Source organism: Pantoea sp. 18059 (genome assembly GCF_902706165.1).
Lineage (GTDB): Bacteria > Pseudomonadota > Gammaproteobacteria > Enterobacterales > Enterobacteriaceae > Pantoea > Pantoea agglomerans.
Genome location: NZ_CACSJS010000002.1, coordinates 414,118 through 431,180 on the forward strand (window position 1 = coordinate 414,118; position 17,063 = coordinate 431,180).

General features: G+C 54.0%; 21 protein-coding genes. 11 read left to right on the forward strand and 10 right to left on the reverse strand.

The window, feature by feature from the left end:
- Positions 1 to 21 precede the first annotated feature (21 nt).
- From murA to GVJ63_RS08720, 8 genes are all read right to left on the reverse strand, one after another.
- Complete coding sequence (gene murA / locus GVJ63_RS08685; RefSeq protein ID WP_010251868.1) at positions 22 to 1,281, reverse strand: UDP-N-acetylglucosamine 1-carboxyvinyltransferase; 1,260 nt, start codon at positions 1,279 to 1,281, stop codon at positions 22 to 24.
- 66 nt (positions 1,282 to 1,347) lie between these two features.
- On the reverse strand, positions 1,348 to 1,605 hold the full coding sequence (ibaG, locus tag GVJ63_RS08690; protein ID WP_010251880.1) for a BolA family iron metabolism protein IbaG: 258 nt from the start codon (positions 1,603 to 1,605) through the stop codon (positions 1,348 to 1,350).
- 113 nt (positions 1,606 to 1,718) lie between these two features.
- Positions 1,719 to 2,024, reverse strand: coding sequence for a lipid asymmetry maintenance protein MlaB (gene mlaB / locus GVJ63_RS08695; protein ID WP_010251883.1), 306 nt, complete (start codon positions 2,022 to 2,024; stop codon positions 1,719 to 1,721).
- Complete coding sequence (gene mlaC / locus GVJ63_RS08700; RefSeq protein WP_010251887.1) at positions 2,024 to 2,659, reverse strand: phospholipid-binding protein MlaC; 636 nt, start codon at positions 2,657 to 2,659, stop codon at positions 2,024 to 2,026. Before mlaC ends, mlaB begins: the two co-directional genes overlap by 1 nt.
- A gap of 15 nt (positions 2,660 to 2,674) precedes the next feature.
- Positions 2,675 to 3,220: an outer membrane lipid asymmetry maintenance protein MlaD gene (mlaD, locus tag GVJ63_RS08705; protein ID WP_010251890.1), complete on the reverse strand. Its 546-nt coding sequence runs from the start codon at positions 3,218 to 3,220 to the stop codon at positions 2,675 to 2,677.
- A gap of 4 nt (positions 3,221 to 3,224) precedes the next feature.
- Entirely contained in the window at positions 3,225 to 4,007 is a 783-nt protein-coding gene (mlaE, locus tag GVJ63_RS08710; RefSeq protein ID WP_010251894.1) for a lipid asymmetry maintenance ABC transporter permease subunit MlaE, read from the reverse strand.
- 4 nt (positions 4,008 to 4,011) lie between these two features.
- Positions 4,012 to 4,827: a phospholipid ABC transporter ATP-binding protein MlaF gene (gene mlaF / locus GVJ63_RS08715; RefSeq protein ID WP_010251897.1), complete on the reverse strand. Its 816-nt coding sequence runs from the start codon at positions 4,825 to 4,827 to the stop codon at positions 4,012 to 4,014.
- The gene (locus GVJ63_RS08720) at positions 4,799 to 5,056 is read right to left on the reverse strand and encodes a hypothetical protein (RefSeq protein WP_124889623.1); all 258 of its coding nucleotides are present in this window, start codon (positions 5,054 to 5,056) and stop codon (positions 4,799 to 4,801) included. Before GVJ63_RS08720 ends, mlaF begins: the two co-directional genes overlap by 29 nt.
- Between GVJ63_RS08720 and GVJ63_RS08725 the strand changes: the two genes are divergently transcribed.
- The 11 genes from GVJ63_RS08725 to npr all read left to right on the forward strand — a co-directional run bounded on the left by GVJ63_RS08725 (position 5,055) and on the right by npr (position 13,035).
- A complete protein-coding gene (locus GVJ63_RS08725) occupies positions 5,055 to 6,035 on the forward strand; it encodes a calcium/sodium antiporter (RefSeq protein ID WP_159226720.1) in 981 nt (326 codons plus the stop codon). The two genes, GVJ63_RS08720 and GVJ63_RS08725, sit on opposite strands and share 2 nt — an antisense overlap.
- Positions 6,036 to 6,051: 16 nt before the next feature.
- Positions 6,052 to 7,035: an arabinose-5-phosphate isomerase KdsD gene (kdsD, locus tag GVJ63_RS08730; RefSeq protein ID WP_010251903.1), complete on the forward strand. Its 984-nt coding sequence runs from the start codon at positions 6,052 to 6,054 to the stop codon at positions 7,033 to 7,035.
- 13 nt (positions 7,036 to 7,048) lie between these two features.
- Complete coding sequence (gene kdsC / locus GVJ63_RS08735) at positions 7,049 to 7,615, forward strand: 3-deoxy-manno-octulosonate-8-phosphatase KdsC (RefSeq protein ID WP_010251905.1); 567 nt, start codon at positions 7,049 to 7,051, stop codon at positions 7,613 to 7,615.
- Entirely contained in the window at positions 7,612 to 8,184 is a 573-nt protein-coding gene (gene lptC, locus GVJ63_RS08740; protein ID WP_010251907.1) for an LPS export ABC transporter periplasmic protein LptC, read from the forward strand. The genes kdsC and lptC overlap by 4 nt, the downstream gene beginning before the upstream one ends.
- A complete protein-coding gene (lptA, locus tag GVJ63_RS08745) occupies positions 8,159 to 8,710 on the forward strand; it encodes a lipopolysaccharide ABC transporter substrate-binding protein LptA (RefSeq protein WP_010672013.1) in 552 nt (183 codons plus the stop codon). Before lptC ends, lptA begins: the two co-directional genes overlap by 26 nt.
- Before the next feature lie 5 nt (positions 8,711 to 8,715).
- Positions 8,716 to 9,441: an LPS export ABC transporter ATP-binding protein gene (lptB, locus tag GVJ63_RS08750; RefSeq protein ID WP_003851107.1), complete on the forward strand. Its 726-nt coding sequence runs from the start codon at positions 8,716 to 8,718 to the stop codon at positions 9,439 to 9,441.
- A 48-nt stretch (positions 9,442 to 9,489) separates the two neighbouring features.
- The gene (gene rpoN, locus GVJ63_RS08755; protein WP_010251911.1) at positions 9,490 to 10,923 is read left to right on the forward strand and encodes an RNA polymerase factor sigma-54; all 1,434 of its coding nucleotides are present in this window, start codon (positions 9,490 to 9,492) and stop codon (positions 10,921 to 10,923) included.
- Positions 10,924 to 10,944: 21 nt separating this feature from the next.
- Positions 10,945 to 11,232: a ribosome hibernation promoting factor gene (gene hpf, locus GVJ63_RS08760; RefSeq protein ID WP_010251913.1), complete on the forward strand. Its 288-nt coding sequence runs from the start codon at positions 10,945 to 10,947 to the stop codon at positions 11,230 to 11,232.
- 152 nt (positions 11,233 to 11,384) lie between these two features.
- The gene (gene ptsN, locus GVJ63_RS08765; protein ID WP_010251916.1) at positions 11,385 to 11,864 is read left to right on the forward strand and encodes a PTS IIA-like nitrogen regulatory protein PtsN; all 480 of its coding nucleotides are present in this window, start codon (positions 11,385 to 11,387) and stop codon (positions 11,862 to 11,864) included.
- Positions 11,865 to 11,911: 47 nt separating this feature from the next.
- The gene (gene rapZ, locus GVJ63_RS08770) at positions 11,912 to 12,766 is read left to right on the forward strand and encodes an RNase adapter RapZ (protein ID WP_010251920.1); all 855 of its coding nucleotides are present in this window, start codon (positions 11,912 to 11,914) and stop codon (positions 12,764 to 12,766) included.
- Complete coding sequence (npr, locus tag GVJ63_RS08775; protein WP_010251923.1) at positions 12,763 to 13,035, forward strand: PTS phosphocarrier protein NPr; 273 nt, start codon at positions 12,763 to 12,765, stop codon at positions 13,033 to 13,035. The genes rapZ and npr overlap by 4 nt, the downstream gene beginning before the upstream one ends.
- Positions 13,036 to 13,038: 3 nt before the next feature.
- On the opposite strand, the gene mtgA is transcribed toward npr, so the two are convergent.
- Both mtgA and arcB read right to left on the reverse strand, forming a co-directional pair.
- Positions 13,039 to 13,758 carry a monofunctional biosynthetic peptidoglycan transglycosylase gene (gene mtgA / locus GVJ63_RS08780; protein WP_010251926.1) on the reverse strand — a complete coding sequence of 240 codons (720 nt, stop codon included), beginning with the start codon at positions 13,756 to 13,758 and terminating at the stop codon, positions 13,039 to 13,041.
- A gap of 888 nt (positions 13,759 to 14,646) precedes the next feature.
- Complete coding sequence (gene arcB / locus GVJ63_RS08785; protein ID WP_111534513.1) at positions 14,647 to 16,980, reverse strand: aerobic respiration two-component sensor histidine kinase ArcB; 2,334 nt, start codon at positions 16,978 to 16,980, stop codon at positions 14,647 to 14,649.
- Between the last annotated feature and the right edge of the window lie 83 nt (positions 16,981 to 17,063).

The window sequence follows — 17,063 nt, forward strand, 5'->3', positions numbered from 1 at the left end:
TCTTTCAGAGCATCTGCGGGATTACTCTTCGCTGACGCGCTCGATGTTTGCGCCCATGGCTTTCAGCTTATCTTCGATGTGCTCATAGCCACGATCGATGTGATAAATGCGATCAACAAACGTCGTTCCTTCCGCAATACAACCGGCCAGAACCAGGCTGGCAGACGCACGCAAATCGGTCGCCATCACCTGCGCACCTGACAGGGTTTCAACCCCATGACAGATCGCCGTGTTGCTCTCAATCTCAGCATGTCCGCCCATACGAATCAGTTCCGGGATATGCATGAAACGGTTTTCGAAGATGGTTTCGGTAATTACGCCCGTGCCTTCCGCGACCATGTTTAGCAGTGTGAACTGCGCCTGCATATCGGTCGGGAAACCTGGATGCGGTGCAGTGCGCACGTTGACCGCTTTTGGCCGCTTGCCGTGCATATCCAGACTGATCCAGTCTTCACCGGTTTCGATATCGGCACCCGCATCACGCAGCTTGGCCAGCACAGCATCCAGCGTATCCGGCTGGGTTTTGTGACACATCACTTTGCCACCTGAAATGGCCGCAGCCACCAGAAAGGTACCGGTTTCGATACGATCCGGCAGGACACGATAAACACCGCCACCCAGACGCTCTACGCCTTCGATGGTGATTTTATCGCTGCCTGCACCACTGATTCTGGCGCCCAGGGTGTTAAGGAAGTTGGCGGTATCGACAATTTCCGGCTCACGCGCCGCATTCTCAATCACGGTGGTACCGGTCGCCAGCGTCGCAGCACTCATGATGGTTACGGTCGCGCCAACGCTGATTTTGTCCATGACAATCAGTGCGCCCTTCAGGCGGCCATTGACTGACGCTTTCACGTAGCCCTCTTCCAGCTTGATCTCGGCACCCAGCTGTTCAAGACCGGTAATGTGCAGATCAACCGGACGCGCGCCGATAGCGCAGCCACCCGGCAGGGAAACCTGACCCTGACCAAAACGCGCCACCAGCGGGCCCAGCGCCCAGATTGAGGCACGCATGGTTTTGACCAGATCGTAAGGCGCACAAAATACATCTACCGCGCTGGCATCGACATGCACAGAACCGTTGCGTTCCACCTTCGCACCCAGCTGGCTCAGCAGCTTCATGGTGGTATCAATGTCGCGCAGCTTTGGCACATTCTGGATCTCGACCGGCTCTTCAGCCAGCAGCGCAGCAAACAGAATAGGAAGCGCGGCGTTCTTTGCCCCGGAAATGGTTACTTCACCACTTAAGCGGGTGGGGCCTTGCACACGAAATTTGTCCATTAACACGGCTCTCAATTAACTAGCTAAAGATTGGACTCGCCAGCGACGAGTTCACCCCGCTGGGGATCAGAAACCGTTGAGTTTACGGTCACGCGCCCATTCAGCGGGAGTATAGGTTTTGATAGAGACAGCATGAATGCGGTTATCCGCGATAAATTCCATCAGCGGCGCGTAGACAGCCTGCTGCTTTTTTACGCGGCTCAGTTCGCCAAACAGTTCGCCTACGGCGATCACCTGAAAATGGCTGCCATCATTGCTCATCACATGCACTTCGTCTAAAGGCAATGCTGCCATCAGCACGGCCTGAATTTCACTGTTTTCCATTGGGCTTAACTTCACTTAATAATAATAAGGCTGACATAGTAGAGGAAAGCGGCTGACTCTTAAATACGCAAAAGCCCCTGTTGAAAACAGGGGCTTAGCATAACAACCGGATATCAGGCGCTTTTATCCGCAGAAACAATAATCTGTTGCAGATTGTAAAGCGTTATCAGCGAATGCAGTTTGTCGCTGATGCCCGTAAAGCGAGGGGTAATACCCTGTGCCCGCGCGATTTCCCGCAGGTGCACCAGCAGGGCAAGCCCGGAAGAGTCCACACGCTCCAGCGCCGCGACGTCGATGGTATCGACATCTTTAATCAGCGTTTCACGTTGCTGCCACAGGCTCATCAGCGTGTCGCGATCCAGTTCGCCTTTCAGTAATAGCGTGCTGGCTTCCCGCTCCCAGCGTAACGATTCGTGCATTATTGTTGTTTATCCAGCGTGATTGGCTGTGCCGCAGAAGATTTCAGCTGCGCCGTCAGACCATCGATACCTTTGGTACGTAACAGATCGCTCCACTCATTTTGTTTGGTGGTAATCATGCTGACGCCTTCAGCGATCATGTCATACGCCTGCCAGTTACCGCTCTGGCTGTTTTTACGCCACTGGAAGTCGAGGCGAACCGGTGGACGACCATTGGGATCGATAATGGAAACGCGAATAGCGACAATCTGGGCATCGCCTAACGGCTGCTCAGGTTGAATCTGGTAGCTCTGTCCGTTGTACAGTGCCAGTGCCTGACCATAAGCCTGCGCCAGATAGTCACCAAAGGCGCTGAAGTAGGCTTCACGCTGAGCGGGCGTCGAATCACGATAGTAGCGGCCCAGCACTAACGCGCCCGCATATTTGATCTGCACATAGGGCAGCAGCTCCTGACGCACAATCTGACGCAGGTAGTTAGGGTCCTGCTTGATTTTCGGCTGCTCGTTTTTCAGACGGGTGAACGTCTTTTGCGCCGCTTCATTCATCAGTTTGTAGGGGTTGCTCTGATCGGCTGCGGTTGCCGTCAGCGGTACCGCAACCACCAGCATGGCAATCATCAGTAAACGTTTAAACATGGTATACCCTCTTCTTTAAGGTTGAGCCGGTGCCGCAGGCGCAGCACTGTCGCCTTCCTGCGCATCCTTGTTTTCACTGTTTTGTTTATTATCGCCGCTCTTATAAAGGAACTGACCGATCAGGTCTTCGAGCACCATGGCGGATTTCGTATCGCGCAGCGTATCGCCATCTTTCAGCATCGCCGAACCCAGTTCAGGATCGTCAAATCCTAAATTGAGTGCCAGGAATTGCTCACCCAGTAGTCCCTGAGTGCGAACCGCCAGCGAGCTGGTGTCTGAAATTTTATTCGCATACTGATCGCTGATGTCCATGGTGACACGCGGCAGCAGCGTTTTCGGCTCTAACTCAATGTCGGTCACCCGGCCAATCACCACCCCACCAATCTTGACCGGCGAACTGGCTTTGAGACCACCAATATTGTCAAAGGTGGCGTAGAGCTTCCACGTCGGCTCGGTGCCCATTGACTTTAAATCGGCGACGCGCAGCGCGAGAAACAGCGCCGCCAGCAACGCCATAATCATAAATATGCCAACCCAGATTTCGCTTTTTTTGCTTTGCATTGCATCAATTCCCAAACATCAGTGCTGTCAGCACAAAATCCAATCCGAGCACCGCCAGTGACGCGTGCACCACAGTGCGCGTCGTCGCGCGACTGATCCCTTCAGAGGTTGGAATCGCATCATAGCCGTTAAACAGCGCAATCCACGTCACGGTAATGGCAAATACCGCACTTTTAATCAGGCAGTTAACCACATCGGCACGAAAATCGACGGCATTCTGCATCGCCGACCAGAAGAAACCAGGATCAATCCCTTTCCAGCTCACCCCGACCAGCGCCCCACCGGCAATCCCTACCGCGGTAAAAATCAGCGTCAGTAACGGCATACTGATAAAACCGGCCCAGAAGCGCGGCGAGACCACCCGGCGCAACGGGTCAACCGCCATCATCTCCATACTGGAGAGCTGTTCGGTGGCCTTCATCAGGCCGATTTCGGCGGTCAGCGCAGACCCTGCCCGTCCGGCGAACAGCAGCGCGGTCACAACCGGCCCCAGTTCGCGCAGCAATGACAGCGCCACCAGCATACCGAGGCTGGTTTCCGCGCCATAGGTGTTTAAGACCAGATAACCCTGAAGGCCAAGCACCATGCCGATAAACAGACCGGAAACCACGATGATCAGCAGCGACAGCACGCCGACGCTATAAAGTTGTTTAATCAGTAGCGGCGTGTGTCTGCGGAACGCTGGCTTGCCCACCAGCGCATGAAAGAGCATGAGTCCTGCGCGTCCAAAACTGGCGCACGTTTCAATTCCCTGACGTCCAAATGTCGCCAGCGCCTTCAACACCATCAGTTTAGTTACTCCCTGAGCCGGTTAAATCAGCGAGATAGTCGCCGGCAGGAAAACGGAAGGGAACCGGACCATCCGCATCGCCATCAATAAACTGGCGAACGCGCGGGTCATTGTTCGCTCGCAACTCCGGCGTGGTGCCGTGTGCGATAATTTTTTGTCCGGCCACGATATAGGCATAGTCCGCAATACTCAGTACTTCCGGTACGTCGTGCGAGACCACAATACAGGTCAGGCCCAGAGCATGGTTCAGTTCATCAATGAGTTTTACCAGCACACCCATCGTGATCGGATCCTGACCGACGAAAGGCTCATCAAACATGATCAGTTCCGGCTCCAGCGCGATAGCGCGCGCCAGTGCCACACGACGCGCCATTCCGCCCGACAGCTCCGCGGGCTTCAGCTGGGCCGCGCCACGCAGACCCACCGCTTCCAGCTTCATCAGCACTGTGCTGTGCAGCAGCGGAGGAGGCAGACGGGTATGTTCACGCAGCGGCCAGGCAACATTTTCATAGACCGTCAGGTCAGTAAACAGCGCGCCAGACTGGAACAGCATGCTCATTTTTTTGCGCGCTTCGTACAATTTAGTGCGAGACAGTGACGGAATGTTTTCACCACGGAAAAAGATTTCACCGCTGGTCGGCTGAAGTTGCCCCCCAATCAAGCGTAGCAGCGTGGTTTTTCCTATCCCCGACGGCCCCATTATCGCCGTCACTTTGCCTTTCGGCACGGTCAGCGAAATGTCATCGAAGATGGTGCGATCTCCGCGCGAAAAACTCACGCCACGAACCTCAACCAGATTCGATTGCTGCTGGATCATTATAACCTCTTGTAAGGATCGGGCGTAAACATGGGGTACGATGGTAGCCTGTTCGGTCCTGATTCACGATAGCTTTACAGAAACTTACCGCTAAGATTTGGCGAAAATGGTCATTAAATTTACTTTTGCCGTCCGGACGGTCAAAATCAGCGCCTGTCTCGCCAAACAGAACCTTAAACCGGTCGGGAAAGGCATTGCCGGCCTGGGTTTTTACGCAAGGATTTTTCATGTTCGTAGCTTCTGCACTGCTGATTATCGGTTTGCTTTTACTGGCATATGGTGCCGATCGTCTGGTGTTTAGCGCCTCTATACTGTGTCGATCATTTGGCATCCCGCCACTGATTATTGGCATGACCGTTGTCAGCATCGGCACCTCGCTGCCAGAGATGATCCTCTCCTTTTCCGCCGCGCAGCATGGCCAGATGGATCTTGCTGTTGGCACCGCGCTCGGCTCGAATATTACCAATATTTTACTCATCCTGGGTGCCGCTGCGCTCATGCACCCGCTTAGCGTCCATTCTAATCTGATACGCCGTGAACTGCCGTTAATGTTGCTGGTTACCCTGCTCAGCGGTTTCATGCTGTTTGACAATCAGCTTAGTCGACTGGATGGAATAGGCCTGATCACCATTGCCGCGATTTATCTGATGGTGGTAATTCGCATTGCGCGTAAAGCAGAACGGGATAACAACGACACCCTGACCCGCGAGCAGCTGGCCGAGCTGCCACGCGAAGAGAGCGGAAATACGGTGGCCTTTCTCTGGCTGGCCGTCGCGCTGATTATCCTGCCGATGTCGACACGAATGGTGATCGACAATGCCACGGCGTTTGCCGACTATTTTGGCGTCAGCGAGCTGGTGATGGGCCTGACGCTGATCGCCGTGGGCACCAGCCTGCCCGAGCTGGCAACGGTTATTGCCGGTGCGCTGAAAGGCGAAGATGATATCGCGATCGGTAATCTGATCGGCGCCAACATTTATAATATTGCCATTGTGCTGGGTCTGCCGGCGCTAATTCACCCTGGCAGTGTCGATTATCACGCCTTCGCCCGTGATTACTGGGTGATGCTGGGAGTCAGCGTGCTGTTTGCCCTGCTCTGCCTGCTACGTCGCCGCCGCGTTGGCCGGACGGCAGGCTTATTTTTACTCTGTGGTTTCTTCGTCTGGGTGACGCTGCTGTGGATGCAGCCGGCATTCATGGACGGCTAACAAGGACAGACTCACTATGTCATATCAGCAACCAACAGCATTTGATTTCCAGCAGGCGGGGAAAACCGTACTGCGCATTGAGCGCGAAGGTCTGGAACAACTCGATCAATATATTAACGACGATTTCGCCCGCGCCTGCGCCCTGATCTACGCCTGTCAGGGTAAAGTGGTGGTGATGGGCATGGGCAAGTCTGGCCATATCGGCAAAAAAATGGCGGCGACCTTTGCCAGTACCGGCACGCCCGCTTTTTTTGTTCATCCGGCCGAAGCCAGCCATGGCGATCTGGGCATGGTGAGCAAAAATGATGTGGTCATCGCCATCTCCAACAGCGGTGAGTCGAACGAAATCCTCGCGCTGATTCCGGTTTTAAAGCGTCAGCACATTACGCTGATCTGCATGACCGGAAGGCCTGACAGTGCGATGGGCCGGGTTGCCGATGTGCATCTGTGTGTCCATGTTCCGCAGGAAGCCTGCCCGCTGGGTCTGGCACCGACCACCAGCACCACGGCCACGCTGGTGATGGGTGACGCGCTGGCGGTTTCGCTGCTGGAAGCGCGCGGCTTCACCGCCGAAGACTTTGCTTTGTCCCATCCTGGCGGTGCGCTGGGCCGTAAACTGCTGCTGCATGTGGCTGATATCATGCACAGCGGCGATGAGCTGCCGCACGTCACACGGGACGCCTCGCTGCGCGATGCGCTGCTGGAGATTACCCGCAAAAATCTGGGACTGACGGTGATCGTCGACGACCTGATGAAAATTGAAGGTATCTTTACCGATGGTGACCTGCGCCGCATCTTTGATATGGGCATCGATTTCCAGCGCGCCACTATCGGGGAAGTGATGACGCCAGGTGGCATCCGCGTCCGGCCTAATATGCTGGCGGTGGAAGCCCTGAACCTGATGCAGACCAAAAACATTACCTCGATTCTGGTGGCCGATGACGACCATCTGCTCGGTGTGGTACATATGCATGACATGCTGCGCGCTGGCGTAGTCTGAACAGGAAGAGAAAATGCAACAGGCAACCCACCCGATTGAAACCTGCTACGGCCCGGTCAGCGCTGACGTTATGGCGCGCGCCAGCAGGATTCGTCTGCTGATCTGCGATGTCGATGGCGTGATGTCCGACGGAGTGATCTACATGGGGAATAATGGCGAAGAGCTGAAGGCATTCAACGTGCGGGACGGTTACGGCGTTCGCTGTTTGCTGACCTCCGATGTGGAAGTGGCTATTATTACCGGCCGCAATGCCCGTCTGATGGAAGATCGCTGCAAAACGCTCGGCATCCGTCATCTTTATCAGGGACAATCGGATAAGCTTTTGGCCTATCGTGAACTTCTGGATAAACTGTCTCTTTCCGACGACCAGGTCGCCTACATCGGTGACGATCTGATCGACTGGCCGGTTATGGCAAAAGTGGGATTAAGCGTGGCGGTGGCGGATGCACATCCGATCCTGTTGCCGCGCGCGCATTATGTCACGCGGATTGCCGGTGGACGCGGTGCAGTTCGCGAAGTATGTGACCTGATCTTAATGGCGCAGAACAAATTTGAGGATGCCAAAGGGCAATCAGTATGAGTAAAAGCAGGCGTTGGATAACGCTGATTCTGACCTTGATTGCACTGGTTTTGATCGGCTGGAATCTTACTAACCAGGATGACGATGGCACGCCAGTCGGCACGGACAGTCAGTCACCGACCTACACCAGTGCTGATTCACACACTGTGGTTTATAACCCGCAGGGCGCGCTGTCATATAAACTGGTCTCTGACAAAGTGACCTATTTCTCGGATGATGAACTGAGCTGGTTCGACAATCCGGTCATGACCACCTTTGATGAGAACAAAATCCCTACCTGGACGTTACGCGCGGATAAAGCAAAGCTCACCAAAGATCGTATGCTTTACCTGTATGGCCATGTTGAGCTGAATACGCTGACGCAGGATTCTCAGCTTGAGCGGATCAAAACCGATAACGCCCAGATTAATCTTGTCACTCAGGACGTTACCTCTGATGACCAGGTGACATTGTATGGCCGCAGTTTTAACTCCACCGGCATGAAAATGCGCGGCAATTTACGGACAAAAAACGCCGAGTTAATCGAGAAGGTCAAAACCTCTTATGAAATTCAAAATGAACAAAAATAGCCTGAAGCTTTTACTGGCCAGCATGCTGCTGGCAACCAGCGTTCCGGCGCTGGCTCTGACCGGTGACTCGGACAAGCCCGTCAATATTGACTCGCAGAATCAGGCGCTGGATTTGCAAGGCAATGTCGCGACCTTTACCGGCAATGTCATCGTGACGCAGGGCTCAATTAAAATCACGGCAGATAAAGTCGTGGTGACCCGTCCGGGCGGCGACAGCAAGAAAACCATCGTTGACGCCTACGGTAATCCCGCCACCTTCTATCAGATGCAGGACAGCGGTAAGCCGGTGCAGGGCCATGCCGCAAAACTGCACTATGAACTGGCTAATGATTTCGTTGAACTGACCGGCAATGCGTTCATTGAGCAGCAGGACAGCAACATCAAAGGCGATCGTATTACCTACCTGGTGAAAGAGCAGAAAATGCAGGCTTTCAGTCAGGGCCAGAACAAGCGCGTCACGACTGTACTGGTGCCGTCGCAACTTCAGGACAAAGGTTCGTCCAACAGCGGAAAGAAGAGTAACTGATAGCTATGGCCACATTAATCGCAGAAAACCTGGCGAAGGCATATAAAGGCCGTCGCGTGGTAGAAGATGTCAGCCTGCAGGTAAAATCCGGCGAGATTGTCGGCCTGCTGGGCCCGAACGGTGCCGGTAAAACCACCACCTTTTACATGGTAGTGGGCATTGTGCCGCGTGACGCTGGCCGCATTATTATTGATGATGAAGATATCAGCATCCTGCCGCTGCATGCCCGTGCGCGTCGTGGCATCGGCTATCTGCCGCAGGAGGCATCGATCTTCCGTCGCCTCAGCGTCTACGATAACCTGATGGCGGTCTTGCAGATCCGTGACGATCTGACCGAAGAGCAACGCCAGGATCGTGCCCGTGAGCTGATGGAAGAGTTTCACATTGAGCACCTGCGCGACAGCATGGGCCAGGCACTTTCAGGTGGTGAGCGACGTCGTGTTGAGATTGCGCGGGCACTGGCGGCTAATCCTAAATTTATCCTGCTGGATGAACCTTTTGCCGGTGTTGACCCCATCTCCGTTATCGACATTAAGAAGATCATTGAGCATCTGCGTGACAGCGGCCTCGGTGTGCTGATTACCGACCATAACGTACGCGAAACGTTAGCGGTCTGTGAGCGGGCTTATATCGTCAGCCAGGGGCACCTGATCGCACACGGCACACCGAATGAAATTCTTGCGGATGAGCAGGTTAAGCGGGTTTATTTGGGTGAAGAGTTCAGACTCTGATAAGGTGTCGTTAATACCGATGTTTACCTGGGAACGATCATCCTGTCTATGAAGCAAGGTTTACAACTCAGGTTCAGCCAACAGCTGGCAATGACTCCGCAATTGCAACAGGCGATTCGCCTGCTGCAACTCTCTACGCTTGAACTCCAGCAGGAGCTTCAGCTTGCGCTGGAAAGTAATCCGCTGCTTGAGCAGACTGACCTGCATGAAGAGATCGATTCACGGGAGTCTTCAGAGGCCGAGGCGCTGGATACACGTGAAGCGCTTGAGCAGAAAGAGATGCCTGATGAACTGCCGCTGGATGCGACCTGGGATGAGATCTACACCGCGGGTACGCCTTCCGGCACCGGCACCGATTACCAGGATGATGAGTTACCGGTTTATCAGGGCGAAACAACCCAGTCGCTGCAGGATTATCTGATGTGGCAGGTCGGACTGACGCCGTTCAGCGATACCGATCGCGCTATTGCCACCTCTATTGTCGATGCTATTGATGACACCGGGTATCTCACCGTTTCGCTTGAGGAGATCCTTGACAGCATCGGCGATGATGAGCTCGAAGCGGATGAAGTTGAAGCGGTGCTGAAACGCATCCAGCGCTTTGACCCGATTGGTGTTGGCGCGCGCGATCTGCGTGACTGCCTGCTGGTGCAGCTTTCACAATATGCGCCCGAAACGCCGATGCTGGCAGAGGCGCGTCTGATCGTCAGCGAACATCTCGATCTGCTGGCAAACCACGACTTCCGCAGCCTGATGCGGGTCACCCGCCTCAAAGAAGAGGTGCTGAAAGAGGCGATGCTGCTGATTCAGTCGCTGGACCCGCGTCCGGGTCAGTCGATCAACACCGGCGAACCAGAATATGTCATTCCCGATGTGCTGGTGCGTAAGATCGGCAGCCGCTGGACGGTTGAACTCAATGCCGATAGCGTGCCACGCCTGAAGATCAATCAGCACTATGCGGCAATGAGCGGCGCGACGCGAAACGACAGCGACAGCCAGTTCATTCGCAGTAATCTGCAGGAAGCCCGCTGGCTGATTAAGAGCCTGGAAAGCCGCAATGATACCCTGCTGAAAGTGACGCGCTGTATTGTTGAGCAGCAGCAGGCCTTTTTCGAGCAGGGTGAAGAATTTATGCGCCCGATGGTGCTGGCGGATATCGCCCAGGCCGTTGAGATGCACGAATCGACCATCTCCCGCGTTACCACGCAGAAGTATCTGCACAGCCCGCGTGGCATTTTTGAACTGAAGTACTTTTTCTCCAGTCACGTTAATACGGAAGGTGGCGGTGAAGCCTCCTCTACCGCGATTCGTGCCCTGGTGAAAAAATTAATTTCGGCGGAAAATCCAGCCAAACCCTTGAGCGACAGTAAACTGACCTCCATGTTATCTGATCAGGGGATCATGGTGGCACGGCGTACCGTCGCCAAATATCGTGAGTCTTTATCCATCCCGCCATCGAACCAGCGTAAACAACTGGTTTGAAAGAAATGAGAAGGAAGACCTATGCAGCTGAACCTGACCGGGCAACACGTTGAAATCACTCCACCTCTGCGTGAATTCGTCAACGGTAAATTTGCCAAACTGGAACACTATTTTGAACATATCAATCAGGTCTATATTGTCCTGAAGGTTGAGAAAGTCACGCAGGTGGCTGACGCAACACTACACGTGAATGGTGGCGAGCTGCACGCCACATCCGAAGCGGAAGATATGTATGCGGCCATTGACGGACTGATCGATAAGCTCACCCGTCAGCTGACCAAACACAAAGATAAACTGAAAAAACACTAACCTTCACGCTAGCGACGCGCGCCTGGCGCGCAGAGCCGACAGGATGGGGCGGATAATCCGCCCCGTTTTGTCATCTGAGCAGGCGCCGTTTGTCACACGCGTCAATACGCGCTGGCGGTGAATGGCCTGGTGAACACGCAAGTGAAACGATAATGAACAACGATCTCACACTGGAATTGAGCACAGTGCTTTCGCCAGACTGCACCCGCAGCGGCGTCCACTGCCAGAGCAAAAAACGTGCGCTGGAAATCATCAGCGAACTGGCCGCTAAGCAGCTCAACCTGCCGCACCAGACGCTTTTCGAAGCGATCCTGACCCGCGAACGCATGGGCAGTACCGGTATTGGTAACGGGATAGCCATCCCGCACGGCAAGCTGGAAGAGGATACGCTGCGCGCGGTTGGGGTGTTTATCAGCCTCGAACAGCCGATTGCGTTTGATGCCGTCGACAACCAGCCGGTCGATCTGTTGTTTGCCTTACTGGTCCCGGCTGACCAGTGCAAAACACATCTGCACACCCTGTCACTGGTGGCAAAGCGTCTGGCAGATAAAACGGTTTGCCGTCGTCTGCGCGCAGCGCAGAGTGATGAAGAGCTCTATGCCATTATTACGGAAGTCCAGTCGGAGCAGTAACGCGTCTTTACCGGCCCGGTGCCGGTTTTAAAACGGGAGAGAAGGTCATGGTGCTGATGATCGTTAGCGGTCGTTCAGGCTCGGGGAAGTCAGTGGCGCTCCGTGCGCTGGAAGATATGGGGTTCTACTGCGTTGATAACCTGCCGGTCGTGCTGCTGCCTGAGTTAGCTAACTCGCTGGCTGAGCGCAATATTTCGGCGGCGGTCAGCATCGACGTGCGTAATATGCCCGAATCCCCGGAAATTTTTGAAACCGCACTGAATAATCTGCCTGATACATTTTCCCCTCAGCTGCTGTTTCTCGACGCCGATCGCAACACCCTGATTCGTCGTTACAGCGATACGCGCCGTCTGCATCCCCTCTCCAGCAAAAACCTCTCGCTGGAGAGCGCGATTGATGAAGAGAGCGATCTGCTGGAGCCACTTCGTTCACGTGCCGATCTGATCATCGACACCTCAGAGATGTCGGTGCATGAGCTGGCAGAGATGCTGCGTACCCGCCTGCTGGGCAAGCGTGAACGTGAGCTGACCATGGTGTTTGAGTCGTTTGGCTTCAAGCATGGCATTCCGATTGACGCTGACTATGTATTTGACGTGCGCTTTCTGCCCAACCCCCACTGGGATCCCAAACTGCGCCCGATGACCGGCCTCGATCGTCCTGTGGCGGCCTTCCTTGATCGCCACACTGAAGTGCATAATTTTATCTACCAGACGCGCAGCTACCTTGAACTCTGGCTGCCGATGCTGGAGACCAATAACCGTAGCTATCTTACCGTGGCGATTGGCTGCACCGGCGGTAAACACCGCTCAGTCTATATTGCAGAACAGCTGGCAGATTACTTCCGTTCACGGGGTAAGAATGTGCAGTCACGCCATCGTACGCTGGAAAAGCGCAAATCATGACCGTCAGACAAACTGTAGAAATCAAAAATAAGCTGGGCATGCATGCACGTCCGGCGATGAAGTTATTTGAGTTGGTGCAGAGCTTTGATGCCGAAGTATTACTGCGTAATGAAGCGGGCACTGAAGCCGAAGCCAGCAGCGTGATTGCGCTGCTGATGCTCGACTCGGCAAAAGGCGGCCACATTGAGATTGAAGCCAGCGGCCCGGAGGAGATCCCGGCGCTGGCAGCGGTCATTGAGTTATTTGAAGCGGGTTTCGATGAAGATTAACGCTTAATCGAGCTGATTACGCTGCAGGAAGCCTTCCCCGCCAAGCTGGCGCATCTGACGCAGTATCCACTGCTGCCGCTCTCTGACATAGCCTGAGGGTGCAGCAGCACGATAACGTATCGGATTAGGCAGCACCGCTGCCAGTAAGGCGGCATCTGCTGCGGTCAGCCGGCTGGCAGGCTTATGGAAGTAACGCTGAGAAGCCGCCTCAACGCCAAAGATGCCGGGCCCGAACTCCGCAATATTGAGATAGACGGTTAAAATACGCCGCTTCGTCCAGACCGTTTCAATTCCTACCGTCAGACCCGCTTCCAGACCTTTACGCACCCAGCTGCGACCATCCCAGAGGAACAGATTCTTCGCCGTCTGTTGAGACAGCGTGGACGCCCCACGCATCCGGCTATCGCTGTTATCCAGTACAGACTCAATCGCCGCCACATCAAAGCCCCAATGGGTGGGAAACTTTTGATCTTCTGAGGCGATAACGGCCAGCCCCATCCAGGGCGAAATCTCGTCATGGCCGACCCAGTCTGAATGGGCGACATAACTAAAATCACCGCGTAACCAGGCTCCAATCTGTCGTTCAGCCATCACCGCTGAGAACGGCACGGGTAAGAACGAAAAGAGTAAAATGCCCGCCAGCCATATTCCCAGCCACACCAGTACGATACGACCAACAATACGTCTGATACGCTGTCCGACGCTTCCTTTATGCTTGTTCATGCAATCTTCCCACACTTGTTTCAGACGTTAATCAATCACTCATGTAATCACTGCTAAAAAAGCAGCCTTTTTACGATTATCGCTGAAAACTGACAGGCTGTTTCCAGACTTTATTCAATCATTTTGCATCAACATGCTGCAACAGTTCGAAATAGTTCAAGTACTTCCGCAAAAAAGGAATCGGTTCCATTCATTGCCATTGCTTAGCATCTTTCCAGATAAACACTTAATCATGAGTAATAAGCGCCCGCATGAATCATTTACCATACTTAACTGTTATTGTTTTCTTAATCCTGCCGCGCCTAAAGGTTAATCAGAATTATCGTTATAACGGATAAATAAGCAGCGCTTAATAGCGTCACGGGTTGCCAGAATGGCACTATTTCCTTCCAGGAATAACCCTGATAGCAGAACGACAGAAGGACAAACTTTTAGATTCTTTTTTATCATTCCAAATCGTTTTGGATAATTCGTGTCATTTCAGGCAGCGCGCTTGCAATATCAGCGCGTTAGCCTCACTCAAAAGGCAAATGTTAACGGCGGCTCACTTTGGTGCTGCTCAGCCTCAGTTTCCCTGCCCGGCAGCATTAAAACTACACGAAAAAGCGTAAAACTGATTAAAATAGCAGCAACACAGCACAGAAATTAATTCCTTACTTGACTGTGTTGCCAAATTAATGTTTTCTGTATTTAAACGCTGCTCAATATCACAAATTTTAATGAATCTTGTCGCATGAGAAGATGAATTTGCTAAGGTGATGACAGTGTTAACCAATACCCTGCGGCTGCATTAATTATTCAAATCATAGCGGCCGCAATGATTTCCCTGGTGTTGGCGCAGTATTTCGCGCACCCCGGCCTCGGCTGGGGTCATTTTTTTCCGGGGTATCACTTATCCTGCTCTGCCACCCAGTCGCGTAATACCTGCACATCGTGTCGCCATTCATGCTTCAGCTCATCAATCCATTCACCTACATTGTCCCACCACGCCGGTAACTCCGGACTCTGAATCTGTTTCGCCAGCATCTGCAAACGCTGCAGCCCGACCGAACCCGCCGCCCCTTTGATTTTGTGTCCCTCTTCAGCAATGCCTTTCTGATCGCGCGCCATCAGATTCGACTCCAGCACCGCAAGGTAGTCCGGCATCATCTTTTCAAACATCGTCAGGCTTTGGGTAATCAGGCTGGGACCAACCAGCTCGATATACTGTTCGAGCATCGCGACATCCAGCAGCATCCGGGTTTTGTCATCGCTGACATCAGCGATCTCCTCTTCCGGTTCTGCCTGATAATCCCAGTACTTTTTAATCATCGCAGTGAGTGCCGACACTGCCAGCGGTTTGCTGAGCACGTCATCCATTCCCGCGTCGAAGTACTCTTTTTTGTCTTTGAGGACATTGGCGGTAAGAGCAACCAGCGGGGGCAGATGCGTTCCCTGGTACTGCTGGCGAATCGCACGTGAGACATCCAGCCCGGTCATATCGGGCAGTTGAATGTCCAGCAGCACCAGGTCAAACTCCAGCGGGTCAAACATCGCCAGCGCCTCGCTGCCGGTCATGGCGACCTCTACACTGCAGCCCAGCTTCTCCAGTACCGAGCGCGCGACAATCACATTGAGCTCAATATCTTCAACCAGCAGCACGTGCAGCGCAGGCAGTGGCAGGCTGTCGTCCACGCCTTCATCCTCCACCTCTTCAGCAATGCGTGGCGCTTTAATCTCTACAGTGAAGCAGGAACCCTGTCCCGGCGCACTGTGCACCCGGATATCACCGCCCATCGCCTGCGCCAGGCGGCGTGATACTGCCAGTCCGATGCCGGTACCGGTAGCCGGTTTACCGCCATGCTGATCTTTGACCTGATAATACATAGCGAAGATCTTGTCCTGCTCCTCCTGACGGATACCCATGCCGGAGTCCTGCACCTCAAAGCGCAGCGTCTCGTCCTGCTCATAGGTTACCCGCACCACGATCTCGCCCTGCTGGGTGAACTTCACGGCGTTACCAATCAGGTTCCACAGAATCTGGCGCAGACGCGTTCCATCCGTCGAAATCATATGCGGCAGCGGCAGTTGCGGCGCGAGCACAAACTTCAGCCCTTTCGGCTGTGCCAGCAGGCCAGAGAGGTTTTCTAAATCGGCCAGGAAACCGGTGAAGTCGAGCGGCTGATTATCCAGCTGTACTTTACGGCGCTCGATTTTGTCCACCTCAATCACATCATTAAAGATGTTGCCCAGCGTGATGGCGGAGACGTGGATGGTTTTGAGATATTTCAGCTGTTCCTGATTGAGGTCGGTGTCCAGCAGGATGCGGCTCAGGCCGACAATGCCATTAAGCGGCGTACGAAGCTCGTGGCTGATCGTAGAGATAAAGGTGGTCTTCTCCCGGCTGGCGTTCTCTAACGCGTCCTGATAGCGCTTACGTTCGGTTATATCGCGGCCAAAGCCCATCAATCCGCTGCGCTTACCCACGCGGTCGTAGTAAGGCACTTTACGGATCTCGAAGCAGGCTTTGCGTCCGTCGGGATATTGCAGCCACTGTTCATAGGTCAGCGAGACGTTGTGGCGGAACACCTTCTCGTCCGTTTCCAGCACCTTAGTGGCCGCTTCATCATCATAGATATCGCGCGGCGTCAGGCCAATCAGCTGCTTTTCGCTTTTGCCGGTCAGCAGCTCCATTGCACGGTTGCAGCCGGAGAACTGTTTATCGATGTTGCGATAGAACACCAGGTCAGGCGAGGCATCCAGGAAGGAGCGCAGGAAGGAGGATTGCTGTTCCAGCTCAATCTGTGCCTGCTCACGACGCGTTACCTCTTCACGCAGCTTATCCATCACCTGTTCGCGTGCCAGCTCCGCCTTTTTACGATCGCTGATCTCCTGATTCAGCTGCGTAATGGTCTCTTTCATCTGCTGATTGAGTTCCAGATCGCGGGTACGCATCTCTTCCAGCTTATCCACCAGCCGTGCCAGGCGTTGCCGTGACTCCTCCAGCTGATCGACCACCACCGAGAGGAAATAGACCGCCCAGGGCGTGATCAGCAGCCCGAAGAAGACCGAACGCACCACGTCAATACTCTCGACATGGCCCCGCAGTACCATCGTGACCGCCATCTGGACAATCATCGCCAGCACCACCAGCGCAGACGCCAGCAGCAGCGAGAACCTCACCAGTCCAAGCTTCACCATTAAATCAACGTAGTACTGCGCCAACAGACGAATTTGTTTCATAACAACTCCCTGGAAGAGAAACAGCCTCATAATAGCGCAGTTAACCCGCTGCCGTCGCAGCACGTCGCGTGGAGATAAGGGAT

Coding starts and splice junctions, on each gene's coding strand:
- lptC (WP_010251907.1), top strand. CDS start 7,612: ATGAGTAAAAGCAGGCGTTGGATAACGCTGATTCTGACCTTGATTGCA.
- lptB (WP_003851107.1), top strand. CDS start 8,716: ATGGCCACATTAATCGCAGAAAACCTGGCGAAGGCATATAAAGGCCGT.
- kdsC (WP_010251905.1), top strand. CDS start 7,049: ATGCAACAGGCAACCCACCCGATTGAAACCTGCTACGGCCCGGTCAGC.
- GVJ63_RS08725 (WP_159226720.1), top strand. CDS start 5,055: ATGTTCGTAGCTTCTGCACTGCTGATTATCGGTTTGCTTTTACTGGCA.
- rpoN (WP_010251911.1), top strand. CDS start 9,490: ATGAAGCAAGGTTTACAACTCAGGTTCAGCCAACAGCTGGCAATGACT.
- rapZ (WP_010251920.1), top strand. CDS start 11,912: ATGGTGCTGATGATCGTTAGCGGTCGTTCAGGCTCGGGGAAGTCAGTG.
- mtgA (WP_010251926.1), bottom strand. CDS start 13,758: ATGAACAAGCATAAAGGAAGCGTCGGACAGCGTATCAGACGTATTGTT.
- mlaC (WP_010251887.1), bottom strand. CDS start 2,659: ATGTTTAAACGTTTACTGATGATTGCCATGCTGGTGGTTGCGGTACCG.
- mlaD (WP_010251890.1), bottom strand. CDS start 3,220: ATGCAAAGCAAAAAAAGCGAAATCTGGGTTGGCATATTTATGATTATG.
- arcB (WP_111534513.1), bottom strand. CDS start 16,980: ATGAAACAAATTCGTCTGTTGGCGCAGTACTACGTTGATTTAATGGTG.
- kdsD (WP_010251903.1), top strand. CDS start 6,052: ATGTCATATCAGCAACCAACAGCATTTGATTTCCAGCAGGCGGGGAAA.
- npr (WP_010251923.1), top strand. CDS start 12,763: ATGACCGTCAGACAAACTGTAGAAATCAAAAATAAGCTGGGCATGCAT.
- murA (WP_010251868.1), bottom strand. CDS start 1,281: ATGGACAAATTTCGTGTGCAAGGCCCCACCCGCTTAAGTGGTGAAGTA.
- hpf (WP_010251913.1), top strand. CDS start 10,945: ATGCAGCTGAACCTGACCGGGCAACACGTTGAAATCACTCCACCTCTG.
- lptA (WP_010672013.1), top strand. CDS start 8,159: ATGAAATTCAAAATGAACAAAAATAGCCTGAAGCTTTTACTGGCCAGC.
- ibaG (WP_010251880.1), bottom strand. CDS start 1,605: ATGGAAAACAGTGAAATTCAGGCCGTGCTGATGGCAGCATTGCCTTTA.
- ptsN (WP_010251916.1), top strand. CDS start 11,385: ATGAACAACGATCTCACACTGGAATTGAGCACAGTGCTTTCGCCAGAC.
- mlaF (WP_010251897.1), bottom strand. CDS start 4,827: ATGATCCAGCAGCAATCGAATCTGGTTGAGGTTCGTGGCGTGAGTTTT.
- mlaB (WP_010251883.1), bottom strand. CDS start 2,024: ATGCACGAATCGTTACGCTGGGAGCGGGAAGCCAGCACGCTATTACTG.
- mlaE (WP_010251894.1), bottom strand. CDS start 4,007: ATGGTGTTGAAGGCGCTGGCGACATTTGGACGTCAGGGAATTGAAACG.
- GVJ63_RS08720 (WP_124889623.1), bottom strand. CDS start 5,056: ATGAAAAATCCTTGCGTAAAAACCCAGGCCGGCAATGCCTTTCCCGAC.